General features: G+C 65.3%; 23 protein-coding genes. 10 read left to right on the top strand and 13 right to left on the bottom strand.

The genetic code is table 11. The features are described 5' to 3' along the window. Positions 1–145 precede the first annotated feature (145 nt). Entirely contained in the window at positions 146–1,174 is a 1,029-nt protein-coding gene (locus tag OG716_RS41390) for a GlxA family transcriptional regulator (RefSeq protein WP_405135614.1), read from the bottom strand. A 2-nt stretch (positions 1,175–1,176) separates the two neighbouring features. Then, positions 1,177–2,055, bottom strand: coding sequence for an alpha/beta fold hydrolase (locus tag OG716_RS41385; protein ID WP_405135613.1), 879 nt, complete (start codon positions 2,053–2,055; stop codon positions 1,177–1,179). 338 nt (positions 2,056–2,393) lie between these two features. Here OG716_RS41385 and OG716_RS41380 point away from each other — a divergent pair, with 338 nt between their 5' ends. Continuing rightward, positions 2,394–3,206, top strand: coding sequence for a hypothetical protein (locus OG716_RS41380; RefSeq protein WP_405135612.1), 813 nt, complete (start codon positions 2,394–2,396; stop codon positions 3,204–3,206). Position 3,207: 1 nt separating this feature from the next. Here the strand turns inward: OG716_RS41380 and OG716_RS41375 are convergent, their stop codons facing one another. The 5 genes from OG716_RS41375 to OG716_RS41355 all read right to left on the bottom strand — a co-directional run bounded on the left by OG716_RS41375 (position 3,208) and on the right by OG716_RS41355 (position 10,501). Further along, entirely contained in the window at positions 3,208–4,938 is a 1,731-nt protein-coding gene (locus tag OG716_RS41375; protein WP_405135611.1) for a hypothetical protein, read from the bottom strand. 59 nt (positions 4,939–4,997) lie between these two features. Beyond that, complete coding sequence (locus OG716_RS41370; protein WP_405135610.1) at positions 4,998–6,818, bottom strand: hypothetical protein; 1,821 nt, start codon at positions 6,816–6,818, stop codon at positions 4,998–5,000. Beyond that, a complete protein-coding gene (locus OG716_RS41365) occupies positions 6,815–8,581 on the bottom strand; it encodes a hypothetical protein (RefSeq protein ID WP_405135609.1) in 1,767 nt (588 codons plus the stop codon). Before OG716_RS41365 ends, OG716_RS41370 begins: the two co-directional genes overlap by 4 nt. A 281-nt stretch (positions 8,582–8,862) precedes the next feature. Next, entirely contained in the window at positions 8,863–10,062 is a 1,200-nt protein-coding gene (locus OG716_RS41360; RefSeq protein WP_405135608.1) for a lipid-transfer protein, read from the bottom strand. Continuing rightward, on the bottom strand, positions 10,055–10,501 hold the full coding sequence (locus tag OG716_RS41355; protein WP_327141263.1) for an OB-fold domain-containing protein: 447 nt from the start codon (positions 10,499–10,501) through the stop codon (positions 10,055–10,057). The genes OG716_RS41360 and OG716_RS41355 overlap by 8 nt, the downstream gene beginning before the upstream one ends. Before the next feature lie 132 nt (positions 10,502–10,633). On the opposite strand from OG716_RS41355, the gene OG716_RS41350 reads away from it, so the two are divergent. Next, positions 10,634–11,410, top strand: a complete 777-nt coding sequence (locus tag OG716_RS41350; RefSeq protein WP_405135607.1) for a GTP-binding protein — start codon at positions 10,634–10,636, stop codon at positions 11,408–11,410. 34 nt (positions 11,411–11,444) lie between these two features. Here OG716_RS41350 and OG716_RS41345 read toward each other — a convergent pair whose 3' ends face one another. Further along, positions 11,445–13,016 (bottom strand): MDR family MFS transporter, encoded by a 1,572-nt coding sequence (locus OG716_RS41345; protein WP_405135606.1) that lies wholly within the window; start codon positions 13,014–13,016, stop codon positions 11,445–11,447. 102 nt (positions 13,017–13,118) lie between these two features. Here OG716_RS41345 and OG716_RS41340 point away from each other — a divergent pair, with 102 nt between their 5' ends. Next, a complete protein-coding gene (locus OG716_RS41340; RefSeq protein ID WP_405135605.1) occupies positions 13,119–13,709 on the top strand; it encodes a TetR/AcrR family transcriptional regulator in 591 nt (196 codons plus the stop codon). A gap of 132 nt (positions 13,710–13,841) precedes the next feature. Next, positions 13,842–14,705 (top strand): C1 family peptidase, encoded by an 864-nt coding sequence (locus tag OG716_RS41335; protein WP_405135604.1) that lies wholly within the window; start codon positions 13,842–13,844, stop codon positions 14,703–14,705. A 74-nt stretch (positions 14,706–14,779) separates the two neighbouring features. On the opposite strand, the gene OG716_RS41330 is transcribed toward OG716_RS41335, so the two are convergent. After that, positions 14,780–16,366: an FAD-dependent monooxygenase gene (locus OG716_RS41330; protein ID WP_405135603.1), complete on the bottom strand. Its 1,587-nt coding sequence runs from the start codon at positions 16,364–16,366 to the stop codon at positions 14,780–14,782. A gap of 56 nt (positions 16,367–16,422) precedes the next feature. Between OG716_RS41330 and OG716_RS41325 the strand changes: the two genes are divergently transcribed. Beyond that, positions 16,423–17,127, top strand: a complete 705-nt coding sequence (locus tag OG716_RS41325; protein WP_405135602.1) for a TetR/AcrR family transcriptional regulator C-terminal domain-containing protein — start codon at positions 16,423–16,425, stop codon at positions 17,125–17,127. Positions 17,128–17,462: 335 nt separating this feature from the next. Then, on the top strand, positions 17,463–17,627 hold the full coding sequence (locus OG716_RS41320) for a hypothetical protein (protein WP_405135601.1): 165 nt from the start codon (positions 17,463–17,465) through the stop codon (positions 17,625–17,627). A gap of 109 nt (positions 17,628–17,736) precedes the next feature. Here OG716_RS41320 and OG716_RS41315 read toward each other — a convergent pair whose 3' ends face one another. Both OG716_RS41315 and OG716_RS41310 read right to left on the bottom strand, forming a co-directional pair. Then, positions 17,737–18,048, bottom strand: a complete 312-nt coding sequence (locus OG716_RS41315) for a hypothetical protein (RefSeq protein ID WP_405135600.1) — start codon at positions 18,046–18,048, stop codon at positions 17,737–17,739. Positions 18,049–18,057: 9 nt separating this feature from the next. Continuing rightward, a complete protein-coding gene (locus OG716_RS41310; protein WP_405135599.1) occupies positions 18,058–18,573 on the bottom strand; it encodes a hypothetical protein in 516 nt (171 codons plus the stop codon). A gap of 110 nt (positions 18,574–18,683) precedes the next feature. Here OG716_RS41310 and OG716_RS41305 point away from each other — a divergent pair, with 110 nt between their 5' ends. After that, on the top strand, positions 18,684–19,097 hold the full coding sequence (locus OG716_RS41305) for a hypothetical protein (protein WP_405135598.1): 414 nt from the start codon (positions 18,684–18,686) through the stop codon (positions 19,095–19,097). On the opposite strand, the gene OG716_RS41300 is transcribed toward OG716_RS41305, so the two are convergent. Further along, entirely contained in the window at positions 19,070–19,255 is a 186-nt protein-coding gene (locus OG716_RS41300) for a hypothetical protein (protein ID WP_405135597.1), read from the bottom strand. The genes OG716_RS41305 and OG716_RS41300 overlap by 28 nt on opposite strands. A gap of 304 nt (positions 19,256–19,559) precedes the next feature. Between OG716_RS41300 and OG716_RS41295 the strand changes: the two genes are divergently transcribed. Continuing rightward, positions 19,560–21,902, top strand: a complete 2,343-nt coding sequence (locus OG716_RS41295; RefSeq protein WP_405135596.1) for a TOTE conflict system archaeo-eukaryotic primase domain-containing protein — start codon at positions 19,560–19,562, stop codon at positions 21,900–21,902. A gap of 196 nt (positions 21,903–22,098) precedes the next feature. On the opposite strand, the gene OG716_RS41290 is transcribed toward OG716_RS41295, so the two are convergent. After that, positions 22,099–22,752: a hypothetical protein gene (locus tag OG716_RS41290; RefSeq protein WP_405135595.1), complete on the bottom strand. Its 654-nt coding sequence runs from the start codon at positions 22,750–22,752 to the stop codon at positions 22,099–22,101. 174 nt (positions 22,753–22,926) lie between these two features. On the opposite strand from OG716_RS41290, the gene OG716_RS41285 reads away from it, so the two are divergent. Both OG716_RS41285 and OG716_RS41280 read left to right on the top strand, forming a co-directional pair. Further along, positions 22,927–23,358, top strand: coding sequence for a transposase (locus OG716_RS41285; RefSeq protein WP_405135594.1), 432 nt, complete (start codon positions 22,927–22,929; stop codon positions 23,356–23,358). A gap of 382 nt (positions 23,359–23,740) precedes the next feature. Further along, positions 23,741–24,367 carry a transposase gene (locus OG716_RS41280; RefSeq protein ID WP_405135593.1) on the top strand — a complete coding sequence of 209 codons (627 nt, stop codon included), beginning with the start codon at positions 23,741–23,743 and terminating at the stop codon, positions 24,365–24,367. Positions 24,368–24,439 lie beyond the last annotated feature (72 nt).

Raw genomic sequence — 24,439 nt, 5'->3', positions numbered from 1 at the left:
ACGGCGTACGCCTTCTCCAACACCAGGATGGGTCATGGGGACTGGTCGGCGACGACGGATGGGAGATTGATCCGGAGGCGCTCCACGAAGCCCACGCCGACACGCTGCGCGCGCTCGCGAGCGTGAAGCCGGTCGTGTGTCTGGCTTATGAGGCCGTCTCGCCGGGAGCTGTGCCGGTGGCGAAGTGGCGGCGGTAGCGCTCGGGGGTGGTGGAGAGGCGGCGCGTGAAGAGGCGGTGGAGGGTTTCGGCGTGGCGGTAGCCGACTGTGCGGGCTATGGCGGTGATGGTCAGGTCGGTGGATTCTAGGAGGCGGCGGGCGGCTTCTATGCGGAGGTCTTCGACGAATGTGGCTGGGGTGGTGCCGGTTTCGGCGCGGAAGGCGCGGGCGAAGTGGCGTTCGCTCATGCCGGCGCGCGCGGCCAGGGTGGAGACTGCCAGGTTGCCGGCCAGGTGGTCGGGGAGCCACTGCTGGACGGCGCGGATGGCGGGGGTGCGGGCGGGCTGGGCGCGCATCTGGGCGCTGAATTGGGCTTGGCCGCCGGAGCGGCGGGTGAAGACGACGAAGGCGCGGGCGATCTCCTGAGCCTTCTCACGGCCGTGATCGTCCTCGACGAGAGCCAGGGCCAGGTCGATGCCCGCGGCGACGCCGGCGGAGGTCCAGCGATTGCGATCGTGGACGAAGATGCGGTCGGGCTCTACGGTGACGCGCGGATAGGTGCGCGCCAGCCGATCCGTTGTGCCCCAGTGGGTGGTGGCCCGGTAGCCGTCGAGCAGACCGGCGGCGGCGAGCAGCAGCGCACCGGAGCACACCGAGGTCACGCGGCGGGATTTGCGGGCCAGGGCGGGCAATTCGCGGACCACCTCCGCCGACACCGGCCCGGTGATCCAGCCGCCGACGACCAGCAGGGTGTCGATCTCCTCGGCGGAGGCGGCCAGATCATGCAGCGAATGCTCGACCGCAATGGTCAAACCGCCGTCCGCCGTGATCGACCGGCCCGCCGGCGAGGCCGTGACGAGCCGGTACACCTCATCCTCGGCGAGCGCGTTGACAAACCCGAAAACATCCATCGGCCCGGCCAATTCGACCAGTTGCATCCCCTGATAGGCGACAAAAACAATGGTGCGCGGCGCGGGCATGCCGCCATCATCGCAGCCGGGCCGCATGTCCGCCATGGTCAGCGCATGATCGTGACGGCCGTCTGCTCACGCACCGCATGCTGTTCGAGGAATGGGATCACCACCGCGGCAATCCGATCCGCGAACTGAGCGTGCGGATAGTGCCCGCCGTTGTCGACCATCACGACCCGGCCCGCACCCTCCGGCATGGCGGCCACGATCGCATTCGCCTCGGCCTCGGGATCGGCCCAATCCGGCTCCGCCGAACCCATGATCACCAGGGCGGGACAGCGGACGTCCGCCAGCCGGGCCTGCGCATCCGCAGGGGTGGTCTTTTGGGTTTTCATGAATTCCGCCCAGCGCCCCGGCTGCCGCAGGGTGTTCTCGAGTCCGGCGAGATACTCGCCGAAGTCGGCGGGCTTCGTCGGATAGGCGACGTCCAGATACCGCCGCCACCAATCCGGCGAATTCAGCATTGCGGTGAGCGCGAGGCGGACCATGCCGCGGCGATACCGGCGGCGGGCGAAAAGCGCTCCGATATGCAGACTCTGGGTGAGGGTGAAGGGTTCGATCTCGACGATCGCGCTCACCAGTTCCGGAGCCTGCGCCGCCGCGATCGTCGCCGAGCCACCCGACAGCGAATGTCCCAGGATCACCGCCGGACCGCCGAAGTGCCGGATCACACCCAGCAGATCCCCGGCCACGTCGGTACGGCTGATGGCGGCCTTCCCGGTCACCGACGGCCAGTCGAGACTGGACTCCCCGTGCCCGCGCATATCCACATTGACCACCCGGTAGCCCGCGGCGACCAGCGGGCCGACGAGATGGCGGAAATCCTGCCGCACGGTGCCCATACCGTGCGAGAGCACCACCAGCGGCCCGTCACCAGCCACATCGCAGGCCAGCCGTCCGTGCTCGAGCGTCACATACTCGGTCATTGTCGTTTCCTTCCAGCGGAGTCATCCGGTGGCCGCTGCCGCGACCTGCTGAAAGTGAACGCCGGAAACGCGGTTCGGCCGATACCGAAGGCCGGAACGGTCAGCCGCCCGGCCGATTTCGTCAGGCGCTGACCGAGGTCGCCACGAAACCGGCAATCTTCCAGCAGGACCCGCACAATGCGGGATTCCCGACAACTCGGACGCGTACCAGATTATGCCGACCTACGGCGCCGGCCATGCGCAATACTGTGCCGCAGTGCGCCGGCTCCGAGCTGGTGGACGCGATGCGAAAGGAGTCCGAATTGGCAATCCTTGGTGCACTTTTGGTGATTGTGAGTATGTTCGCTTTCGTAGTCGGGTTCATCGCACTGTTTCAGGGTCATATAAAAACGTTCCGAATCAACGATAAGAAGGCAGCGGTCGCGCTGCTGGTAGTCGCTTCGCTGATGTTCATCGGCGCGGTCATCATGCTGCCCTCCAGTCAATCGCCTTCTACCGCTTCGACAACGGCCGCTGCCCTGCCGACGAATGCGGACACCGTGCCCGCATCGAGTCAGACGACCTCCGACCCCGCGACCGCGATCTCCCAACCAGCGCCGAATGCGGTGCGCGGAATCCTGAGCCCGGTCGACTACTGGCGGCAGACATTCGCTCCCGACACCTCGAATGACTGTGTGGCAGAGGGCGAAAACCAGCTGAACTCGCAAGACGCCTGGCGATTGCCGGGGGCGGCCCTCGCCTGCGCCCAGGATCCGATCGCCCCGATCGCGAATGCTTGGAACGGGTCGATAGTCAGCGCCGACGTCTACTTCAACCCGCATCAGGATGCCGCGGGAGCGCTGGCGGCCGCCACGGCGCTGCTGCCCGCCGATATCCAGCAAATCGGCGCCTATGACGGCGTCGATACCACCGCGGCGTACCCGAACGGCTCATGCCATACGGTCGTCTACCATTCCGACGCGGCCGCCGCCGCGGTCCGCCAGACCCAGCCGACCTGGACCGATCCCGATAAGGTCTCGATCACGCTGTACACCGGAAACACCACTCCGGCAGACGGTTCCGACAGCACCTACGTGCCGACCGATGTCCACCTCGCCATCGTCGGCATCGGAGGCGAGAACCGCGGCGCGGACGGCACCGTGCACTGCTGAATCAGCAACCCGCGCGCGGGGCAGCCGCCAGCGGGTGACCGGCGTCGGCGGCCTCCTGCGGCCGGTTCGGGCCCTCCGGGCGACCCCACCAATTGTCCTGCGCAGCCAGTGACATGCCGGACACGGTCACTTGCGAACCGCCCGCAGCGAAGCAGTTCATCCCGGCACCGCCCAGCGAGCCGCCTCCGAAATCGATTGCGGCGCTGCCGATCGTCCCGTCCCGACTACTGACCCGCACCAGCGCCTGTTGCGCACCGGCAACGGTGGTTCGCGCGACGCTCCCCTCCAGCACCGCCGTGTCGCCGACATTGGCAATGTTGATGCCGTTGGCAGCGGTGGAGCTGACCGATGTGTCGCGGATATCGAACGTCAATGCCGCAGTGGAGGGTTCGGAGCCTTGCGGAGTGAACGCGATCAGGCCGATGCCGTCCGCACTGCAATTCGCGAAGTCGGAGTTCGCGACACTGAGGTGAGTGTGACCGGTTCGGCCGAAATTCGTTGTGACCAGGCATGTTCCGAGATTCGCCGGGACGATCGGATTGAGCGCGGCCCCCGGGAACACCGAATTGAGCGCCCGGACATGATCCAGACTCAGTGAGTGGCGAGCGCCGTCGGTGCTGAGGTTGTAATTCTCGATGACGTCACCGGTGACCGTATCGAAATCGCTGTCGGTGACCGTGACTTCACTGTCGGGCGTGCCACTGGTGGTGACGTACTCCAGCCCGTTGGCCGAGAAATGCCCGCCGCCATTGCGGAATTGGTTGTTGGAGACGGTGACTCGCATCCGAGCCCGCCCCAGCGGGTTGATGAACAGCCCCTCGCTGTCCGCGAGACTATTGAGCGGTGACGTCGCGGGCGAGGCGATATCGGTCTGCGAATTGCCGTCGAGCGCGGCGGTCAGATCCGCCGAATCCGCGGCCTGTACACCGATCGCGAGCACCGACAGCTTCGCCAGGCCGAGGTTGATGTCCCGCAGTGCATTCCCCTCGACCTGAGCGGTCAGCTTGCTCGTTCCGGTGGCTCGCACGTCGATGCCGTCACCGCAGGCGGTGTCGTGGACGGTGTTGTGCTCGATCCGCACCGCGCCCGCCGCCGTCGAGAAGTCGGTCATAATGGCCGCCCAGCCATTGTTCAGCGTGATGAAATCGGGCAGCGGTGGCGCAGTCACCCCGACCGCGATCGAGGGCGGCAGGGTGAACGGTCCGATCATGAAGCCGTCCGCACAGCGCTGATTCGTGGCGGCCACATCATTGCCCGCGACCACCGAATCCACGGCATTCGAACCGTAGATGCCGCCCCGCAGCGCACCGGTGATGACAAGATTGCGCACCTCGCTACCACGGGCCAATTCGACGGCATCACCGTTTCCGGCGGTGGTGGTATTGGTCAGGCGCGGCAGGGCGGCACCGGGCGCACTGCCCTGCACCGCGGGGCCACCACCGATGAGCTTCTGCCCGGGCTTCAAGACGATTCCGCCATCGAGCGGCGGCACGTTCGCCGCCGCCGGCAGCACCAGGATGGTGTCATCCGCGCCGGCGGCGGCCGATACCGCGGCCAGTGAGCCGAACGGGGCGTCCATACTGCCGACGCCACCCGGAGCCGCGCCCGCCTCGACATACCAGGTAGCTGTATTGTCCTGCGCCACCGCAGGTTCCATCGATATCGCGCCACACGCCGAAACGGTGACCGCGAAGACCGAGGCGGCGCGCAGGGCGTGACTCCTGGTGTGCATCAATTGCTCCATCGGGAAAGCGAGTGAGGGTTCCGGGCCATATTGCGGCGCACAATAATTCAGCCCGTGGGCTGGGTCATGAACGCGGCGATATACGAACTCGCGGGCTCCGGAAGACCGTTGTTCTGCTTCTCGGCCGCGGTGACGACGTCGTAATGCCGGTATCCCGGAATGTATTTCGCGTTGTACGGGAGCAGACCGCCGAGCCCGGCGTTCTGGACCGGCGAATCCCCCGACAGCAGCGTCAGGTTCCGGCGTCCGGCGGGAGTGCTCTGCCAGCGGTCACCGTGCAGCAGGAAGTTCAGGATGCCGCCGGAGCGGTACTGCAGATTGGCGAGATCACCATCGCGCCCCAGCCCGAGGGCGAAGACCATATCGGTGATGAGCCGGAACGAGGTGTACTCCTCGAAGTAGCTGGTCGGCTGCCATCCCGGATTCATCGCGTGCGCGAACTGCCGGACGTCGGTGACCTCGTGATCACTATCGGTCGGCGGACCGTGACCGATGCCGGGTGCATCGATGCCGGAGGGCCAGACCTGATCGTAATTACGCCACCCGCACAACCGATCGTGAGCGGCGGGCGTGTAGTTCTGCCCGTAGCCGACCCGCATCGGGATGACGAACAGCGTCGGACCCAGAATCGGCACGGAGGCAAGGCCGTTCGGGACGGGATAGGTCTTCCCGGCCACCGGGCAGTCATAGAACCCGAGACCGGCCTGCAAGACGTACTCGGCGGAGTTCTGATCGAAATCCATTGCCAGAGCGGCGGTATTCGTCAGCCGGAAGTCGCTCGGCAGATTGGCGCCGGTGAACAGGTCCAGATAGTCCTTGCCGTAGAACGTGCGCATCCAGGGTTCGGTACGCAGATCACGCGGTATGACGGTCTTCAGATCGCTTTCCGCATCCGGCTGCTGATCAGCGGCCATCGCGGCCACCTCGTAGGCATGCAGCACCTCCGACGCCGACAGCACCGGGAACTGCGCGACCGAAAGCCCGCCCTGCAGTACCGCATTGATCATGTTCTTCACCGCTCCCCCGGCGGCGGAGGCGAATTGGTCGAGCAGACCGGTGCCGGACAACCCGGCCGGATCGGTCATGGCGAAACCGTCCTCCGGAATGATGCCGCCGCCGCACAGATTGAATCCGGCGTAGTCGGCGGCAGCCGGGTCGCCCGCGAAGTTCCAGGCCATCATCGGCCCGGTGAGGAACGCGCCCAAAGAGTGTCCGCCACAGAACATCTTGGTCCGCTGCCCCGGATCGGGCAGCAGATGTTCGATCACCGCACGCCAGTCGTCGAGCACCAGCGACAGCCCGTACTCGCCCAGGAACGCCAGATCCTGCGGCGTCTGATAGTGGTAGGTCTGCCCGTTCACCGGCTTGTCGTGGAAGTAGTAGTCGGCGGCGACATGGTAGTCACCGGCCTGCTGCGCGGCCTGCCAGCCGGTGCGGTCCTCGGCGCAGCTGCTGCGCCGGACCAGCGCGATGTACTCGACGTGTTTGCCCTGGGCGGCAGCCTTGCGTACCACCTGAGGTGCCTGGATATCGAGATTTGCCGCGCTGGAATAGGTTCCGGGCTGAACGGTCAACACGGCGTCGGCGTCGGAGGTTGCCGCCGGTCCCGTCGTAGACCGGTATCGCACATAGGAGATCCAGTCGCACGCCTCCGGATGAGCCATCGTGGAGAACGGGCTCGGATAGTGCAGGCGGACATAAGTGGCCTGCACATCGTCCCCGAGCCCCGGATCGCCGGTGATCGGCGTGACAATTTCCTGATCCGGAACTCCGGGGCGGGCAGGCTCGGCCGAGGCGAACGGCATCGTAGCGGCGGCGATACCCGCAAGCATTGTCACCAGCAGACTTCCGGCGCGGCGCGCGATCATCCGAGACTCCCGACGAACTGTGCCAACTGCTGACCGCTGTAGTCCGGCTGACCGTCGTTCTGGATGGCCGCGGCGCCGATCGTATCGATGTGGTCATAGCCCGGCAGCGTCACCACGCGGGCCGAAGCCGGTGGCGGGAACAGGGTTCCGGCGCTGGCCTGCACCGGACTGTCGCCCGCGAAGGCCACGAAGTTCGGTTTGGTGCGGCTCATGCCGTGATATTTCAAACCGGCCATCTCACCACTGCGGGCACCCCCGTAGCCCGCGCCGATATCGACGACCAGCCGCAGCGGAAAGTAGGTCTCCCAGTATGCATTCGGTGAGCCGGTCGCCAATTGCCTTGCGACGTCACGTATATCGGCGACTTCGCGACTGGGGCTCGTGAAGGGCACACCGCGCACATCGTCATAGTTCCGCCAGGTGTACAGCACCGTGCGATCGGTCGGCGCGACGCGAGTCTGATTTCCGGCGCTGATCCGCAGATAGCTACCCAGCAGCGGCAACTGGGTGAGCTCGCCCGGATTCGGGAAACTCTTGTCCTGCACCGGCCCACCGGCCAGCGCACCCACCCCCTGTTGGAAGAGCGAGAAGTTGCTCGAATTGTTGTCGATCAATACACCGAGCAGGGCGGTATTGGTGAAGCGGTAGTCGCGAATGGATCCGCTGCCATCGCCCCCATTGGTCATGAACGCCGCGTAGGTGGGAGCGAAAAGATAGTTCAGCGTCGAATCGATCTCGAAATCGTGTGGCAGATGCGCCAATAGCTGACTCTCACCGTCCGGATCGAGATGCGCCGCCAGCCCGGCCAGCCGCAGCAGCAGGAAGGCCTTGGTGCCCAGCACCGGAACCGGACCGAAGATACGAGGCATCACTCCCGCACGAAATCCCGCCTGCACCATGCCATCCGTGGGCCCGACAATGGCATCGGTCAGGGCATGCAGCACCGGAGTGTTCTGGATCGCCACCGGATCCGAGCTGATCATCGAGTCCTGGGCGGCGAAGGCGGCGCACTGGTCGGCACCTGATGCGCCGTCGAAATCCCAATCCGAGAAGAATCCGGTGACCAGGCCGCCGAGAGAGATGCCGGTGCACACGAACTTCTGCTGGCGGCGCGCCTGATCGGGAATCTCGTGCAGCATGATCGCGTACTGATCGCGCACGACCCGCTCCAGGCCCATGAAGTCCAGCACCGGCAGATCGGCGGAGGACCTGAACCCCGGAAAGGTCTGCCCGTCAATCGATTTGCCGTTGAAGTAGTAGTCGGCGGCATCGAGATAGTTGCCGGTCCGCAATGCGTAATCGAATCCGGTCATTTCATCCAGGCAGGCACTGCGGCGCGCCAGCGCCCAGAATTCGATGTGCTGCCCCATCGCCCGGGCCGACTGGACCGTATTGAACGCGACACTGTCGGAATTGGCTGTGCCACCGCCCAAACCCTGCTGCTGGATGACCACGTGGTCGGCATCGGCGGAGTTCTGCGGACCATCCGCGGATCGATACCGCACGAACCCCACACGGTCGCACGCGGCCGGATGCGCCGGCGCCTCGGCGGGCAACGGCAGTGCGAGACTGACGTACGACACCACGATTCCATTGCGCGCCGACAACTCCTGCTCCTGCCGATCCGACGCCGCGCTCTCCGGAGCCGCGGCCGCCGGACCCACGCTGGTGAAGGTCGTAGCGACAAGGGTGGCAAGCGCCAGCACGCCGATCCAGCGGCGCCGCACGGCGGCACGGTTCATCGAAAGAACAACGGTGTTCATGCGGATGAACGATTCCAGTGCCGCCCGACTACCGGTAGCCACAAAACGACAGGAACCAGCAGGTTCGATTGGCAATGTGCACAGAACCGCGGGTGCGGGCGGTCAGCGGAATGTCGATTTCAGGTATTCGACAACTTCGGATTCGTGCGACGCGCGCTGTGCGAATCCGAGATAGCCGTCGGGCCGAACGACAAAGACCGAGCGGCGCAGTGCCCGATAGCCGCGGGCGAATAGCACGAGCACCCGGGCAAAAGCCCGGGTGCTCGGAATGCAGAGCTTGTTCAGCGAGTGGCGATGATTGCCGATCCATGACCGAAAAGGCCCTGATTCACGGCAATACCCGCGCTGGCGCCCTCCACCTGACGGCCGTCGGCCTGGCCGCGCAGCTGCCAGGTGAGCTCGCAGATCTGAGCGATGGCCTGCGCCGGGATCGCCTCACCGAAACAGGCCAGCCCGCCACTGGGGTTCACCGGCACGCGTCCGCCCAATGTTGTTGCGCCGCTGCGCAAGAGCTCCTCGGCGCCGCCCGTCTCGCAGAGACCGATGTCCTCGTACCAGTCCAATTCCAGAGCGGTCGACAGGTCGTAGACCTCCGCGAAGGACAGGTCCGAGGGCCCGATCCCGGCCTCCTCGTACGCGGCGTGCGCGATGGCGGAGCGGAAGGTCCGCGACTGCGGCTCGACGGCCACGGAGGAGTCCGTCGAGAAATCCGGCAGATCGAGGACGGTTTTCGGAAACGTCGGCGTGACGGTCGACAGCGCCTTGATGCGCACCGGATCCGCGATGCCGTGGCGACGGGCGTAGTCCATCGAGGTCAGCACCAGCGCGGCGCCGCCGTCACTGGTCGCGCAGATATCGAGCAGCCGCAGCGGGTCCGAGACGATCGCCGAAGCGGCGATCTCCTCGACCGAAACCTCTTTGCGATAGCGGGCATTCGGGTTGTTCAGGCCGTGCTTGGCGTTCTTCACCTTGACCGCGGCGAAATCGTCGAGCGTGGCGCCGTGCAGCGCCATCCGGCGGCGCGCGTAGAGCGCGAAGTAGATAGGGTTGGTCGCGCCGAGCAGATGGAAGCGCAACCAGTCCGGATCGTCGCGGCGTTCGCCGCCGACCGGCTGGAAGAAACCCTTCGGGGTGGTGTCCGCGCCGACCACCAGCGCCACCTCGCACAGCCCGGCCAGAATCTGGGCGCGGGCATTGGCGATGGCCTGCGCACCGGAGGCGCAGGCGGCGTAGCTGCTGGAGATCTGCGCACCCGACCAGCCCAGCGCCTGGGCGAAGGTCGCGCCGGAGACGAAGCCGGGGTAGCCGTTTCGAATGGTGTCCGCCCCGGCGATATACCCGACATCGCGGTGGTCCACGCCGGCATCGGCCAGCGCCGCACGCGCGGCGACCAGCCCGTATTCGACGAAATTACGCCCCCACTTACCCCACGGGTGCATGCCCGCGCCGAGGACGGCGATATCGCGATTGCTGTCAGTCATTGACCGGCCTCCACATCCACACCGTGTGCTCTGCCTCGTCGTCCTCGTACAGCACGCCGGCGGTCAATTCGACCGCCATGCCGACGGCCAGATCATCGACGGTGAGGCCGCGGACGACCTGCCCGAGCACGACCATCTGCTCGACCTCGAGCTCCACTGCCGCAACGACATACGGCACGAACGGATCGGGCGAGACATAGGGCGGCGGCGGCTTGTAGCGAGCATCCGCGTACGACCAGATCCGGCCGCGCGTGGAAAACAGGTACTCGGCGAGCTCGGAGCCGTCCTTCTTGCCCGAGCACTGCGGGTTTCGGCAGGCCAGCGTGTTCTTCGGAAAATACGGTGTGCCGCAATCATTGCAGCGAGTTCCCTGCAGACGCACCACACCGTCGTCCGCAGTGAACCAGTCTGCCACGGCGGGCCGTTGTTCTTTCTGCACAAAGCCGACGGTATAGGAACACGTTCTACTTTGGGAAGGAAACCGGCCACAGAGCCACGCGAGCGGAGGTACGGTGAGGTCGAATTGAGGATGCCCTGACATCCTCGAGTCGATCTGGAGTACCTCGACACGATGGGCACCAAAGCTATTGACCCGCAGGCGATCCGCAATGTCACGATCGTCGGCGACCCCGACGAGACGACGCCGCTGATCCACCGCCTGCTCGGCCGGACCGGTCCCGGCCCGCAGACCGTCATGCACTGGTCGGCGAGCCGTATCGAACACACGATCCGCCTCACCGAGCTCTCGAGCCGCACCCCCGCCGCGGAACTGGAGCGATCCATTCGCGTGGCCGACGGGGTGATCGCCGTCGTCAACGCGGCCGCACACAGCATGGCCCGACTCGAAACGACATTACGAGTCGCCGACGACCACCAGGTCGCCCGGCTGTGCCTGCTGACCGGACTGGATCACCCCCGCGCCGACTTCGACCGCTGCCTCCGAACGATCGCCGACACCCGCGGCGCAGTACCCCTGACCCTCCAAATCCCCCTCGGCACCGGCCCCGTCTTCGAAGGCACCATCGATTTACCCCCGATGTGGACACTCGAACCGATGGCCGCCGAATTCTACGGCGCCCATTGGCAAGTCGCGATCCACCGGTATCGCACGCTAGCGAAAACCCTCATGGATACCGCGGACCCGGATCCGATCCCCGCCCTCCGCAACATCTCCCTGGAACAACTACACCGCCGCATCCGCCGCCTCACCCGCATTGGCGACGTCGTCCCCGTCCTATGCAGCGCAGCGCCCAGCAGCGAGGACATCACCCCACTCCTGGACGCCATCGTCCGCTACCTGCCCTCCCCCATGGACGTCTGCCAACCAGAACACGCCCTCGACTACTGAGGCTGCTCCATGGGGGTTCTCGCCCGGCTGATCGCTAAACGGCAGTGGCCTTTTCGGCTTCCTCGACCTTCGGCTCATCGGCGAATCCGACCAGCTTCACGTCCTTGATGAAGAACGAGACGACCAGGCCGACGACGCCTGCGGCGGCGCCCGCCCAGAACACCCCGACGATGCCGTGGGTGACTGCGGCGCGCAGTGCGTCCAGCAGGGGCTTGGGGAGGGTGTGCAGCATGGACGGGGGTAGCTGGGCGCCGCCGGAGATCAGTTTCGAGCCGGCGTCGCCTGCCTTGGCGGAGAGTTCGTGGGTCAGGCGTGTGGTGTACACGGTGCCGAGTACCGCTGTGCCGAGCGACATTCCCATGGTTCGCAGGAAGGTGCTCGCGCCCATGGCCGCACCCATATCGCGCAGGCCGACGCTGTTCTGCGCGATCAGCATCGAGGGCTGCATCAGGCCGCCGACACCCAGGCCGAGGACGGCCATGAACAGTCCGAGGGTGAGTTTGGTTGTGTCCGTGTGCACCTGGGCCAGCAGCACCATTCCGGCGACGAGCACGACCGACCCGATGATCGGGAAGATGCGGACCTTACCGGTGCGGGAGGTGATCTGGCCGATCGCCACGCTCGCGAACATCATCGGAAACATCATGGGCAGCAACAGAAGTCCGCTGTTGGTTGCGGACGCGCCCTGTACCAGCTGCTGGAACTGCGGCAGGTAGGCCGCCGAACCCATCATCGCGAGACCGATGATGAAGGCGAGCGCTCCCGCCAGCGAGAAGTTGCGGTTGGTGAAAACGTGCAGGGGCATGATCGGCTCGGCGACCCGTCGTTCGATGGCCACGAAGGCCACGAATCCGCCGATCGCCACCACAATGGTCGCGATGATCTGCCATGAGCCCCAGGCATATTGGGATCCCGCCCAGCTGCCGAGCAGTACCAGCGCACTCGCCCACAGCGCGAGTGTGCCCGCGCCCCACCAATCGATCTTCGCCTTACCGGTGCTGCGCCGCGGTACGTGCAGCGTGAACCACACGGTGACCAGCGCGATAGCGCCCAGGGGCAGATTCACGTAGAACGCCCAGCGCCACGACGCATTATCGGTGATCCAGCCGCCGATGAGCGGGCCGCCGAGCATGGCCAGCGGCATCACCGCCATGAACAGACCCTGATACTTCCCACGTTCCGCGGGCGGAATCAGCTCGCCGAGGATCGACATGACACCGACGATCAGACCGCCGGCGCCCAAACCCTGCACGCCGCGAAATCCGATGAGCTCCATCATGTTCTGCGACATTCCGGTGAGCGCCGAGCCCGCCAGAAAGAGCACGATCGAGGCGAGGAAGGTCGGCTTGCGACCGAACAGATCGCCGAGTTTGCCCCACAGCGGCGTGGAGACCGCCGTCGCCAAGGTGTACGCGGTCAGCACCCACGCCAGGTGCTTCAATCCGCCGAGATCGCCGACGATGGTCGGCAGTGCCGGACCGACGATGGTGTTGTCGAGCATCGCGAGAAGCATCGCGATCATCAGCCCGCTCATCACGGTGATGATTTCGCGGTGACTTCGCCGCTGGAATCCTTCGGTTTCGACCGCCGTCGATTGATCTGTCATGTCCCACTCATTACTTGCCGACCGGTCAGCTGCTTACCTGCCGTATAGTAATCTTCGGATTCGGCTTGTCAATCACACGGCAGCGGACAGGAGTGTGGGTGGATGGCGCCCAGTGACGGCAATATGCGGGAGAAGATTCGTCAGGTCGCCCTGGAGTCGTTCACCGAACGCGGCTACGACGGCACCTCACTGCGCGAGATCGCCGAGCAGCTCGATGTCACGAAAGCCGCGCTGTACTACCACTTCAAGTCCAAGGACGCGATCCTGCTCAGCCTGATCGTCGAACTCCTCGACGCGATGAGCGAGCTGGTCGCTTGGGGACGCGAACAGCCCTTCTCCCCCGACTTCCAGGACGAGATGCTCGACCGCGTCGCCGACCTGTTCTTCGGTGACGCCAACCGCGTGGTCCGCCTCATCCAGCAGAATCAGCCCGTCCTGCGCTCGCTGGCAGCCGATGCCGCGAACAAGCAGGTCCGCGACGTCGGCGAACTCAAGGCCCTGATCGGCGAGGTGATCACCCTGATGACACCGGCCGACTGCGACCTGCACACCCGCATGCGAATCCGAACCGCGGTGGCGGCCATCATCTTCGGCCCGATCACCGGCGAGCAACTCGGCGACACCCTCGAAGCCAGCCCCGACGAGCAGAAGAAAATCTCCCTCGCCATCGCCCGAGAACTACTGGCGATCTAGCCCATAACTTTTCAGTGCCCCGCTGGAAATCGGCGCACCCCGCCGCGCGTCGGGCGGATTCTCCCGGCCCGCCGCCATTACGATCGTCGCGAGATCTGCGATCAACTCCGCGAAAAACGGCATAGGAGATCCATGTCTTACTCGCGCTTACCCGCTGCACTCGCATTCGTTCTGGGAATCGGAGTCGTCTCGGCAGCTTTCGCCGACGCAGATCCCATTGCCCCGCAGCCCTCCCCCGGACATGCCTTCGGTCTCGATATCCAGGCAGCGAAGGCCAGTCAGAACAAGGACACCAGCGTCGGCGACGCACTTCCTATTCTGCACTTGAGCACCATCAGCGAATCACCGGCGGAATTCTCGCTCCGGCAATACGCCCTGCCCGCCGGCGACCAGGGGCAGGTCGGCGCCTGTGTCGCGTGGGCGACCGGCTACACCGGGTACGGCGTGCTGATGAACGAAATGAATATCAGCGGTGGGCCGATGGCTCCGATGTTCATCTACTCCCAGATCGCCAAGGGTCACGACTACGGCACCTCCGCCTCGGTCGCGCTGCCGATGGAATGGCGCGAGGGCAACGACACCAAATCCGATTACTGGCAGGGCGATTTCGACTACACCACCCAGCCGGACGCCAAAGAGTTCGCGAACGCCGCCCACTACAAACTCTCCGGGGCCAAAGACCTGTTCTCCGGGGATAAGGTGGCCAACATCAAGATGGCCATCGCGGCCGGGCTTCCCGTTCCGATCGGTTTCGATGCCAGGGAAAGCTTCATGAACCTGAACTCGGGCAACTCCCGGTACTCCCCCGCACCCGGCGAAGCGGTTCTGGGTGGTCATGAAGTCACGATCGTCGGCTACGACGCCAATGGCGTCACCCTCGAAAACTCCTGGGGCCCCGGTTGGGGTGACAATGGATTCTTCACCGCGCCATGGTCTTTCATTACAGGCGGCGATATCGCCGAAATCCATTCGATGGGCAGACTGGTCACCGAATAGGGCGTTTCATCCTTGTGCAGCCGTTCATCCTTATGGCCCTTCAGCTTTGTGGCCCTTCAGCTTTGTGCGGCCGTTCAGGCGCTCGGCACCGTCGCCGGCCTGGCCAGCACCTGGTCCAGGACCTCGGTGAGGTACCGCACCGGGTCCGGAGCCGACGCCCTAGCGCGCATCGCGACGATCCCGTCCGGACGGACGAGCATGGCGCCGTCGGACGGGAGCCACGGGACCGCGACGCGGTGCGCGGGGAGTCCGGCATCCACCGCCGCGGTGAGCCAGCGTTCGCCCTCGGCGCCCACCAGCAGGGTCCATCTGGACGCCACCAGATCAAGGGTCGATACCCCGTCTATCCACGCGTGCGGCACCCGCGAACCCGGTGAACCATCCAGTGCCACAGCGAGATCCACTGTGGACGGGAGTTCCGGCCGCGGGTCGACGACGGCGGCCGAGTCGTACCGCTGGCCGAGGTGCACGACCGGCGCCGCCCACACCCCCGCCGTCACCCGGGCGGCATCGGCCTCGGGTCCGCGTCCCCAGTGCAGCTGCGGATCGGCGAGCCGGCGCAGCGCCTGATCCAGCGTCGCCGCGGCGACCGGTTCACGTTCGTGCGCATAGGTTTCGAGCAGGCCCGCACCTGCCTCACCGTGGTGGACGGCAGCCAGTTTCCACGCGAGGTTGTGCGCGTCGGCAACGCCGGTATTGAGGCCGAACGCTCCCAGGGGTGACACGGTGTGCGCGGCGTCGCCGACGAGGAACACCCGGCCGACCGCGAATCTCTCGGCCGCGGCACTGCGGGGCCTCCAGGGCAGCACGCTGCGCACCTCGACATCGAGGTCGGGATCGCCGACCGCGGACCGGACGATCGCGGCGCAGCGCTCGGGCGTGAAGTCCTCGGGGCGTTCGCCGGCGTCGATATCGCAGGCCGCGTGGAAGACCCAGTTCGTCTCGCCGTCCACGGTGACCAGCAGGCCGGGCGCCTCCGGCACGGTGATGGTGCAGGTGGCGAAAGACATGCCCCGCAGGTGGGGTCGGAGATCGGCGCGGAACAGGATATTGATCATCGACTTGCCGAGGTCCCCGAGACCGGAGGTGCACACGCCGAGGGCATTCCGCACGGTGCTGTGCGCGCCGTCTGCGGCAACCACGTGCACGCACCGCAGCGAATAGCGGCCATCGGGTCCTTCCAATTCGACATCGACCCCGTCCGCGTCCTGCGTGATGCCGATCAGGCGGGTCGACCAGCGCAGATCGGCTCCGCGGCGCGTCAGATCCGCGGCCACTACGGCATCGAGCCGGTCCTGAGCGCAGACGCCACGCAGCCTGAACGGAGTCACCTCCAGTTCGTCGGCAGACGGGGTCGGCATGGGCACGACGACGACATCGCCCGCACCCATCTCGACGACAGTCCGCGCCACCGCCTTGCCCACAGCGCCCCGGAGGTCGACCGCGGTGGCATCCACCGCCGCGTCAAGCCCTAGTTCACGCAGGATTTCGACGGTGCGCGCCCCAATTCCGGTGGCGCGCGGGTGAATCGACGGACCGGCCCGGCGTTCGACCAGCACCGCCCGGACGCCGTGATGGGTGAGCAGCGCCGCGGTGAGCAGACCGACGCTGCCACCTCCGACCACAAGCACCGGCACTTCTGGATACGTTGTCTCCGTCATGGCTACACTGTATCCAGAAGGTAGGATGCGGAGCAACGAGGAAAGGAACCGCCCCGATGACCGAACCCGCTGCCTCATCGGTGTGGACCCGGCCGCGCCCCGAACCGCGTCGCCGTGCTCCCGGCGTGGACCAGTACGTAACCGCCGCACTCGCCGTCGCGGACGCGGAGGGATTGGCAGCGGTCTCAATGCGAAGGGTCGCAGGCGATCTCGGCTCCGGAACAGCCTCGCTCTACCGCTACATCACCAACCGCGACGAGCTCGTCGACCTGATGATCGACGCGGCCCAGGGCGAAGACCCACTGCCCGAATCCACCACGGACTGGCGCACCGACCTGGGAGCCGTCGCCCACGCATTGCGCGCAACCCTACTGCGCCACCCCTGGCTGGCAGGTGAACTGACAGGACGACCCGCCCTCGGCCCAAACTCCTTGCGCCGCTCCGAGTCCGCCCTCCGCGCCGCAGTCGCCCTCACCCCCGACATCACTCTCGCCTCACGAGCCCTCACCGCCGTACACGCCTACGTCCTAGGTTCGGTCGCCGCCCAACTGGCCTCCGGCCGCGCCGAGCAGCGCACCGGCCTAACCGAAGAGCAGTGGCAACGCAGCGTCGGCCCCTACATCCGCGAGGTCATCGCAGCGGGCAACCACCCGCTGCTCGCCCGCCGCGTCCATGAAGCCGACGACCCCGACCCCGACATCGAATTCGCCTTCGGCCTGGATTGCGTCTTCGACGGGCTAGCGGCCCGGCTGGGCCACTGAGAGGTCAGCACACATCACGGTTCACCATGGAGGTACCGGCCGCCCCGCATTGGCCCACGAAATGGCGTGTGAGGCATGAAAAAACCGGCAGACACATTGCAGTACCTGCCGGTTTATTGTGGACCTAGCGGGATGTTATTCGAATCGCGCTGACCTGCAGAAACTCGAGGCAGCCCTAGCGAAATCTCAGGTTCAGGACACACCAACGGGCTCCCGTCGACCTCGTCGTCCCCGACGGCGCATCCGCCGCCGAACTCGCCCGCCACTACCACGCTTCCAAGAGCGCGGTCCTCGCACTGCTCACCAAGCACCGGGTTCCGCGGCAGTACCAATCGGTGACCGACACCGACATCGAGCGCGCTGAACGGCTCTACCTCGCCGGGAACTCCCTCACCGCATGCGCCAAGCTCACCGGATTCCCCGCCAGCAGCATCAACCGCGCCCTCAACAAACGCGGAACCCCCATGCGGCCAGCTGGCCGCCCACGCTCCGACGGCTGAACCCTTCCCGGTCGGCGTGGAGACGCACCCAGGCGCACATCGGTCCTGCCTGTAGCGCAACCAACTGTTCAGCAACTCGATGGTTCACTGCATTTCGAACCCACACGATTCAGGGCGCCCAGTGCCGGTACGCCTCAATCCATTCGGCACCCTTCGGAGCGGGTGAAGGCAAGGGAAGATCGAGAATGCCGATCGCCTGACGGAACCGACCATGGGTGCATACGGCGACAATCCCGCTGCCGGGTAGCAAGTCGATCGAGCGGACGGTGACCCTCAGCCCGAAGACCTCCGTCTCGAAAGGAATGTCCAGGTAGTCAGCGATCATGGTGCAGAAGCCGACCAGCTGTTCTTCGTCGCCATAGGCGTCCACTGTGGCTTCTTCGATCATGGCCGCCAACTGCGCTCTTGTGAGCCTATCCATCGCGTGGTCCTATCGGCCGCCACGAAGAAGTTCGGCCAGACGCGCGCCGACCACGGAGATACCGGGGGTCGACGCGCGATCGAAGAACTCCTTCTTGCGACGACGCAGCAGATCCTCTCCGTCTCGCTCCCAACAGAACCCGGGCTTGCCCAGCAACTTGCGGAACACCGGATCGACCCCATCGCGATGACGCTCGGCCAAACGACGAATCGGAAGCGCGGAAACGGAATCGTCTCGCAGATAACCGCGCAACACCGCGAGGTACGTTCGATCGCCGGCGAGCGCCGGGTCGGCGAACAAGGCGTCCAACCGACCGAAGTCACGGTAGAAGTTGAGCCCTTCGACTTCGTCGTAGATCACGCCGACCGTCTCGGCGTCCCATAGACTCTCGGGCATATCGGCCAGCACATCGGGAGTCGTTCCGGCCGCGGCGACACGCTTGGCCGCCTTGTCATCGAGACCCGCAAGTGCCTTGCACTGGCGACGCCGGTAATGCTCACGGAGCTTGTCGTGGACCTCGACCACGGGTAATCCACCAGGTCGGCACCGAACAGTTCGATGAAGTCCACACGGTCCTCGGCCTGCATCTCCCAAGCGCGGCGAAGCAGATCAGGGTTGCGGCGCAACAACTCTGGATGCGCGGTCAGCGCGGTCACAGCACCCTGCGCGACCTGACTCGCTGCGGATTCGGGGAGGAACATGAGGTTTCCGCTGACCAGCCACCCGCCAGCGTGCAGCGGCACAATCCTGCCGATGACGAACATGCCCTTCCGCAGTCGCGCAAACGGCACAACCCCCATATTCGAATAGACCCGATAGACCAGATCATCGATGAGATTGTCCAGCACGATCGCGTCACCATCGGTGCGCTGCGCCTCGAAGCATCCTTCGACGACGTCGCGCCACCCCAACACCATCTCCCGCTCACTGTCGGTCAGCGGCGGCCGATGTTGCGCGACAAATCGTTCGACAACGGTGCGACCATCAGGCAGCCGATGCTGCAGCGCGAAATGATCAATGGTCAGACTAACTGGCCCTCGTCCAGATAGCCGTGGTCGTCGGCGGCGTCCATCAGCCTGGCGGTCAATTGCCTGTCGAAACGCGAACTCTGTACGAACGCCACCAGTTCCGCCTTGAGCTCACCGGCACGAGCGATCAGATCGTCGAGCGCTCCGGCTGCTGCCTGCCCGGAATTCTTGATCGCCATCAGAGTGCTGCCCCTAACCCTCGAGTTACGGCGCTGACGCCTCCACACCCTACCGACGACCAGGATCAATGTGCTGGAAACCCCACGGCAGCACACGATTCCGACGATAAGCACCCTGAACAAACAAGCGGCGTCCCTGCAAAGCACGCCTGGGACAGCAAGCGCAGCTCCGCCCTGGGATCGAATGGGTCATCACCACGCTGCTGCAACACACAGGCTTTCGACGTCCCATGACCACACGGAAACACCCAGTCTCACTCGCACCGTCGACGAGCGGCGCAAAGACACGGCACACTGGTTGCTCGTGGAACGCTATCCCGGCGAGCTCGAAGCCCTGCGCGCGGAGACCGCTCGTCTGCGGCGATTGCTCGATCTGACCGAACAACAGGCTCGTGCCGCCGATCCGGATCAAACGGCGGTGGGGACACCGGTCGACATGCAGTCCGCGCCGGAAGCCAAAGTCCGGTTCTATCTCGACCTCTTCCGCTGCCGCGACGACGTCTACGCGGTCCGTTGGGAAAACCGCCGTGACGGCCGCTCCGGCTGGATGCCCGCCATCCGAGGCCGATGGAGCAACAGCATGCCTCGATCGGAGGCACCCCACCTGCCGCTCACCGACGCGGTCATCGCCGGCCACTTGCGCGGCGAGCACCACGTCGGCCTGTATCCACTGACCGACGACGACACCTGCTGGTGGGTGGCAGCGGACTTCGACAAGAGCGCAGCCATGCTCGATGCGTTGGCATTCTTGAAAGCCGCTCGCGCCAAAGACATTCCAGCAGCGCTCGAGGTGTCCCAGTCCGGGCGCGGTGCGCATGTGTGGATCTTCTTCGCCCACGCCACACCAGCCGCCACGGCACGACGGATCGCCACCGGTCTGCTCGCCGAAGCAATCCGACTGCGCGGCAGCATGAATCTGTCCAGCTATGATCGACTGTTCCCGTCGCAGGACACCCATACTGGCCGCGGCATGGGAAACCTCATCGCCGCACCGCTGAACGGTACGCGGCGCCGACACGGAACCACGATGTTCCTCGATCCGGCCACCCTCGAACCATTCGACGACCAGTGGGCATATCTGTCGAGCATCCCCCGGCTGTCATCGAAACAGGCTGACGCACTGGCAACTACGCTCGGTGAGCCGAAGGTCGGCCACGAGGTCCGCCGACTTCAGCTGCCAACCTCGTCGAAAATTGTGCCTCGCCCGGCACCGATCATCCGGGCGATACTAGCGGCCCGACTCCAGCTGAGCACAACCGATCTCGGCCCGGCCATGATCTCGGCGGTCAAGCACGCCGCCTCCATCCCGAACCCGGAGTTCTATGCCCGTCAGCGGGCACGCCGAAGCACCTGGGACACACCGCGATTCCTGCACAGCTACGACGAGACCCTTGAAGGCGATCTAATCCTGCCCCGAGGACTACAGCCCCTGCTCACCACCCTTGTCGAATCCGCCGACAGCACACTGAGTATCGATGACAACCGCGTAGGCGGTAGCGAGCAGACATTCACCTGGTCGAGCGAACTGCGGCCCGAACAGCAAACCGCTTTGCGCACCATCGAAGCCGAGGACACTTGCGTACTGATCGCACCGCCCGGCACCGGAAAGACCGTGATCGCCTGCGCCGCAATCGCTTCCCGAGCCAGGTCGGCATTGATCCTCGTCGACCGCAAAGCCCTCGCCGACCAATGGCGGTCCCGGATCCTCGACCACCTCGGCATCAAGTGCGGCCAGATCGGCGGCGGCCGATCCAAAACCACAGGGGTAATCGATGTCGCGCTGCTGCCCACCCTCGCCCGCCGCGCCAACGTCGACGAACTCACCGGCAACTACGGCTTCGTCGTGGTCGACGAATGCCACCACATCGCCGCCTCCGCCTTCACTGACGTCCTCAACCAGATCCCCGCCCGATACTGGCTTGGTCTCACCGCCACCCCCTACCGGCGAGACCAACTCGACGACCTCATCTACCACCAACTCGGCTCACGCACCCACACCATCGAGGCACCCACAGCGGGTCACCTGCCGACCAACGGCGACACGCCCTCACCGCACCGCGTTCTCCATGTGCACCCAACCCGATTCGAGTACGTCGGCGACGCCGACCCGAGCCAGCCTGGCGGTATCGCCGAGATCTACCGCGCACTCGTCGCCGATGAAGATCGCCTGAAGCAAATCGTCGCCGACGTGCTCGACGCGCATCGAGCGGGCGCCAACATTCTGATCCTCACGACCTGGGTCGACCACGTCAACGCACTCGCCCAACATCTCGTCGCAGCCGGCTGCGACGACATCATCGTTCTCCGCGGCGGTATGAAAGCCCGTGATCGCCACGCAATCACCGAATCGATCGCAACACATGCAGCCGGTGATTCACCCCTACTGCTCGTCGGTACCGGCTCCTACATCGGCGAAGGCTTCGACTGCCCCGCCCTCGACACACTCTTCCTCGCCGCACCCGTCTCGTTCAAAGGCCGCCTCGTGCAGTACGCCGGACGCATCACCCGCACCCACCCGGGCAAGACCACCGCGACCGTTCACGACTACCACGACATCCTCACCCCCGTGATCGCCTCCTCACTACGCAAACGCGCACCCGGATACACCGGACTCGGATTCCCGGACCCACGCAAACTCGGAAACTGAAGTGGCGCTGGGGCGCTTGCCTGTTCGCATCTCCACGGCTCGGCCCAGTCCGCCGTCACGACCAGACGGAGGTCCAGCCCCGCGGTCGCGCGATCACCGACAGGTCCCGCTCGCGCCTCACATCGGATTGCCGCTCGTCTCGATGCGGGTCGTGACAGGGTCGATCGCGACCAGCGCGATCGTCAGCAACGTGAGCTCAGGTGCCGACGTTACGACGAACGATGGCGGTGAATCTGGCGGAGTTCGCGGAACGAGCGAACGCGTTTCGCCATTTGCCTTGATCGATGTTCGAGATCAGCAGGGCGAGCGCGGCGACTGCATCTCTGCGCGCACCGATGAGCTCGGTGTCAGCCAGCCGCCAGGTCCGGATCACGGTGCGGTGCTGATGAACGATCTCGAACAGCGTGGCCAGATCGATGACGTCCTTGTCGGCGAGCCGTTTTCGCCAAGCGAGAGCTTTGAGGACCACAGCCGCTTCGACATCCGGTACTGGAACAGTGAATTCGACGGTTCCGCCCTCGAACAGATTCACGCGGGCGTTTGCGATGACCGCGTCGCCAGCCACGGCCAGATGCAGGCCGGGCGCTGAGTCGAATGCACGGCCGGCAACCTCGCTCTGGCCTGCGCTTCCGTAAGTCGCGACGAGGATATCCACATCGAGCCGTCCGTTGTCACTGACCCTGGTGTAGCGGTTGCCCGATTCGAGTTCATAGCCGAGGCCGAGCATCTGCTGGTGCAACTGTCGTTCCGCTGCAACGAGGGCCTCTTTGTCCATACCGGCGTCTGCATCGGCTGTGCCACGCAACCGCCAGCCCTCCAACGGGTAAATGTGCTGGAGCAGTTGCACCATGTGCCCACCGATGACTCGATAACTGGCCTCGGGAAGGTCCTGGGCAGCGGCCGCAAGGTCGGCAAGAGCCAGGAAACCGCGATCCCCTATCTGCCAGACTCCGGTGAGACGTGGTGACCACGTAGTTCTCTGAAGATATGGGCGAGATCGGATGTTCTGAGCGTGACGTTGAGTGTGACCGACCTGGCCGCCGGGGATGATGGTGCGGTGGCGAGCAAGAAGAAGGGCCCTCGGGCCGATCGACCCAAGCGGCGTACTTTCACCGCCGAATACAAGCAAGCGATCGTCACCGAGTACGAGCAATCGACCGAAACGGGCGCCAAGGGCGCGTTGCTGCGCCGCGAGGGCTTGTATCACTCGCACGTGCTCGACTGGACTCGCCAGCGCGACGCGGGAGCGTTGAACGCCCTGGCCGCCAAGGGATCTGGCCCGAAGCCTGGCAAGTCCGAGGCCGAACGGCGGGCAGAGAAGCTCGAGGTCGAGAACGCCCGGCTGGTCGCGGAGCTGGCCAAGGCCAAACAGGCGAACGAGGTGTTGGGAAAACTTGCCGAGTTCTTGGAGCTGCTATCCAACAACTCGGGCAACGACACCAAGCAGACCCCCTGATCGATGTCGTCGTCACCGACCTCGAACCCCTTCTCGGTGTCGTGGCGGCCTGCCGGCTGACCGGCAGATCCCGCGCCACCCACCATCGCCGCCAGAACCCGAAACCACCGGTCCAGGGCCCGGCACGAGCACCGGCACCGCATCCGGCGGCGTTGACCGATTCCGAACGCGAACACGTCCTGGCGGTGCTGCGCCAGCACCGGTTCATCGACAAATCACCCGCGCACGTGTGGGCGGTGCTCCTGGACGAGGGGACCTATCTGTGCTCGATCTCCACGATGTATCGAATTCTGCGTGCCAACAACGAGATTCGTGAACGCCGACGCCAGGCCACTCACCCGCCCCGGTCGCGACCGGAGTTGGTGCGACCGGCCCGAATCAGGTGTTCAGCTGGGATATCACCAAGTTGAAAGGCCCGCACAAGGGCCTCTACTACGACCTGATGGTGATGTTGGATATCTTCTCCCGCAAGGTGATTCACCACAAACTCGTGCCGGAGTCGGCGGTGGCCGCGGGGGTTTTCATGCGTGAGGCGTTCGCCGCGAACAACGGTGTCCTCCCCACGCACGTGCATTCGGACAACGGACCGTCGATGACCAGCAAGAACGTCGCCCAGTTGTTGGTCGATCTCAATATCACCCGGAGTCTGTCGCGCCCGCACGTCAGTAACGACAATCCGTACTCCGAGGCCGGGTTCAAAACCCTGAAGTATTGTCCGGCATTCCCGGACCGGTTCGCTTCCCTCGCCGAGGCGAAGTGGTTCTGCGACAAGTTCTTTCACTACTACAACACCGAACACCGCCACAGCGGTATCGGTTTGCACACCCCCACCTCGGTGCACGACGGCACCGCCACCCAAATCCGGGCACGTCGAGCGCAGGTTCTGACCGCGGCCTACGCCGCTAATCCGAGCCGTTTCCGGGGCACACCGACACCGCCCGAGCTCCCCGACACCGCCTGGATCAACCCGCCACCGAAGGAGAACACCGCCACAGAACAGGCAGCCTGACCTGTCTCATCCCGTTTGACAGATTCCGATCGGCCGCGTTTGATGTGGAGACGATATGCAGCTGTGCACGAC

It is taken from the genome of Nocardia sp. NBC_01388, assembly GCF_045040085.1.
Lineage (GTDB): Bacteria > Actinomycetota > Actinomycetes > Mycobacteriales > Mycobacteriaceae > Nocardia.
The sequence above is the reverse complement of the archived record's forward strand: the minus strand, read 5'-3'. Positions and strand labels throughout refer to the sequence as shown.

Excerpts from the sequence above, each read along its gene's own strand:
- OG716_RS41390 (WP_405135614.1), bottom strand. The coding sequence starts at position 1,174 with ATGGCGGACATGCGGCCCGGCTGCGATGATGGCGGCATGCCCGCGCCG.
- OG716_RS41385 (WP_405135613.1), bottom strand. The coding sequence starts at position 2,055 with ATGACCGAGTATGTGACGCTCGAGCACGGACGGCTGGCCTGCGATGTG.
- OG716_RS41380 (WP_405135612.1), top strand. The coding sequence starts at position 2,394 with ATGTTCGCTTTCGTAGTCGGGTTCATCGCACTGTTTCAGGGTCATATA.
- OG716_RS41375 (WP_405135611.1), bottom strand. The coding sequence starts at position 4,938 with ATGCACACCAGGAGTCACGCCCTGCGCGCCGCCTCGGTCTTCGCGGTC.
- OG716_RS41370 (WP_405135610.1), bottom strand. The coding sequence starts at position 6,818 with ATGATCGCGCGCCGCGCCGGAAGTCTGCTGGTGACAATGCTTGCGGGT.
- OG716_RS41365 (WP_405135609.1), bottom strand. The coding sequence starts at position 8,581 with ATGAACACCGTTGTTCTTTCGATGAACCGTGCCGCCGTGCGGCGCCGC.
- OG716_RS41360 (WP_405135608.1), bottom strand. The coding sequence starts at position 10,062 with ATGACTGACAGCAATCGCGATATCGCCGTCCTCGGCGCGGGCATGCAC.
- OG716_RS41350 (WP_405135607.1), top strand. The coding sequence starts at position 10,634 with ATGGGCACCAAAGCTATTGACCCGCAGGCGATCCGCAATGTCACGATC.
- OG716_RS41345 (WP_405135606.1), bottom strand. The coding sequence starts at position 13,016 with ATGACAGATCAATCGACGGCGGTCGAAACCGAAGGATTCCAGCGGCGA.
- OG716_RS41340 (WP_405135605.1), top strand. The coding sequence starts at position 13,119 with ATGGCGCCCAGTGACGGCAATATGCGGGAGAAGATTCGTCAGGTCGCC.
- OG716_RS41335 (WP_405135604.1), top strand. The coding sequence starts at position 13,842 with ATGTCTTACTCGCGCTTACCCGCTGCACTCGCATTCGTTCTGGGAATC.
- OG716_RS41330 (WP_405135603.1), bottom strand. The coding sequence starts at position 16,366 with ATGACGGAGACAACGTATCCAGAAGTGCCGGTGCTTGTGGTCGGAGGT.
- OG716_RS41325 (WP_405135602.1), top strand. The coding sequence starts at position 16,423 with ATGACCGAACCCGCTGCCTCATCGGTGTGGACCCGGCCGCGCCCCGAA.
- OG716_RS41315 (WP_405135600.1), bottom strand. The coding sequence starts at position 18,048 with ATGGATAGGCTCACAAGAGCGCAGTTGGCGGCCATGATCGAAGAAGCC.
- OG716_RS41305 (WP_405135598.1), top strand. The coding sequence starts at position 18,684 with ATGCGCGGTCAGCGCGGTCACAGCACCCTGCGCGACCTGACTCGCTGC.
- OG716_RS41300 (WP_405135597.1), bottom strand. The coding sequence starts at position 19,255 with ATGGCGATCAAGAATTCCGGGCAGGCAGCAGCCGGAGCGCTCGACGAT.
- OG716_RS41290 (WP_405135595.1), bottom strand. The coding sequence starts at position 22,752 with ATGGTGCAACTGCTCCAGCACATTTACCCGTTGGAGGGCTGGCGGTTG.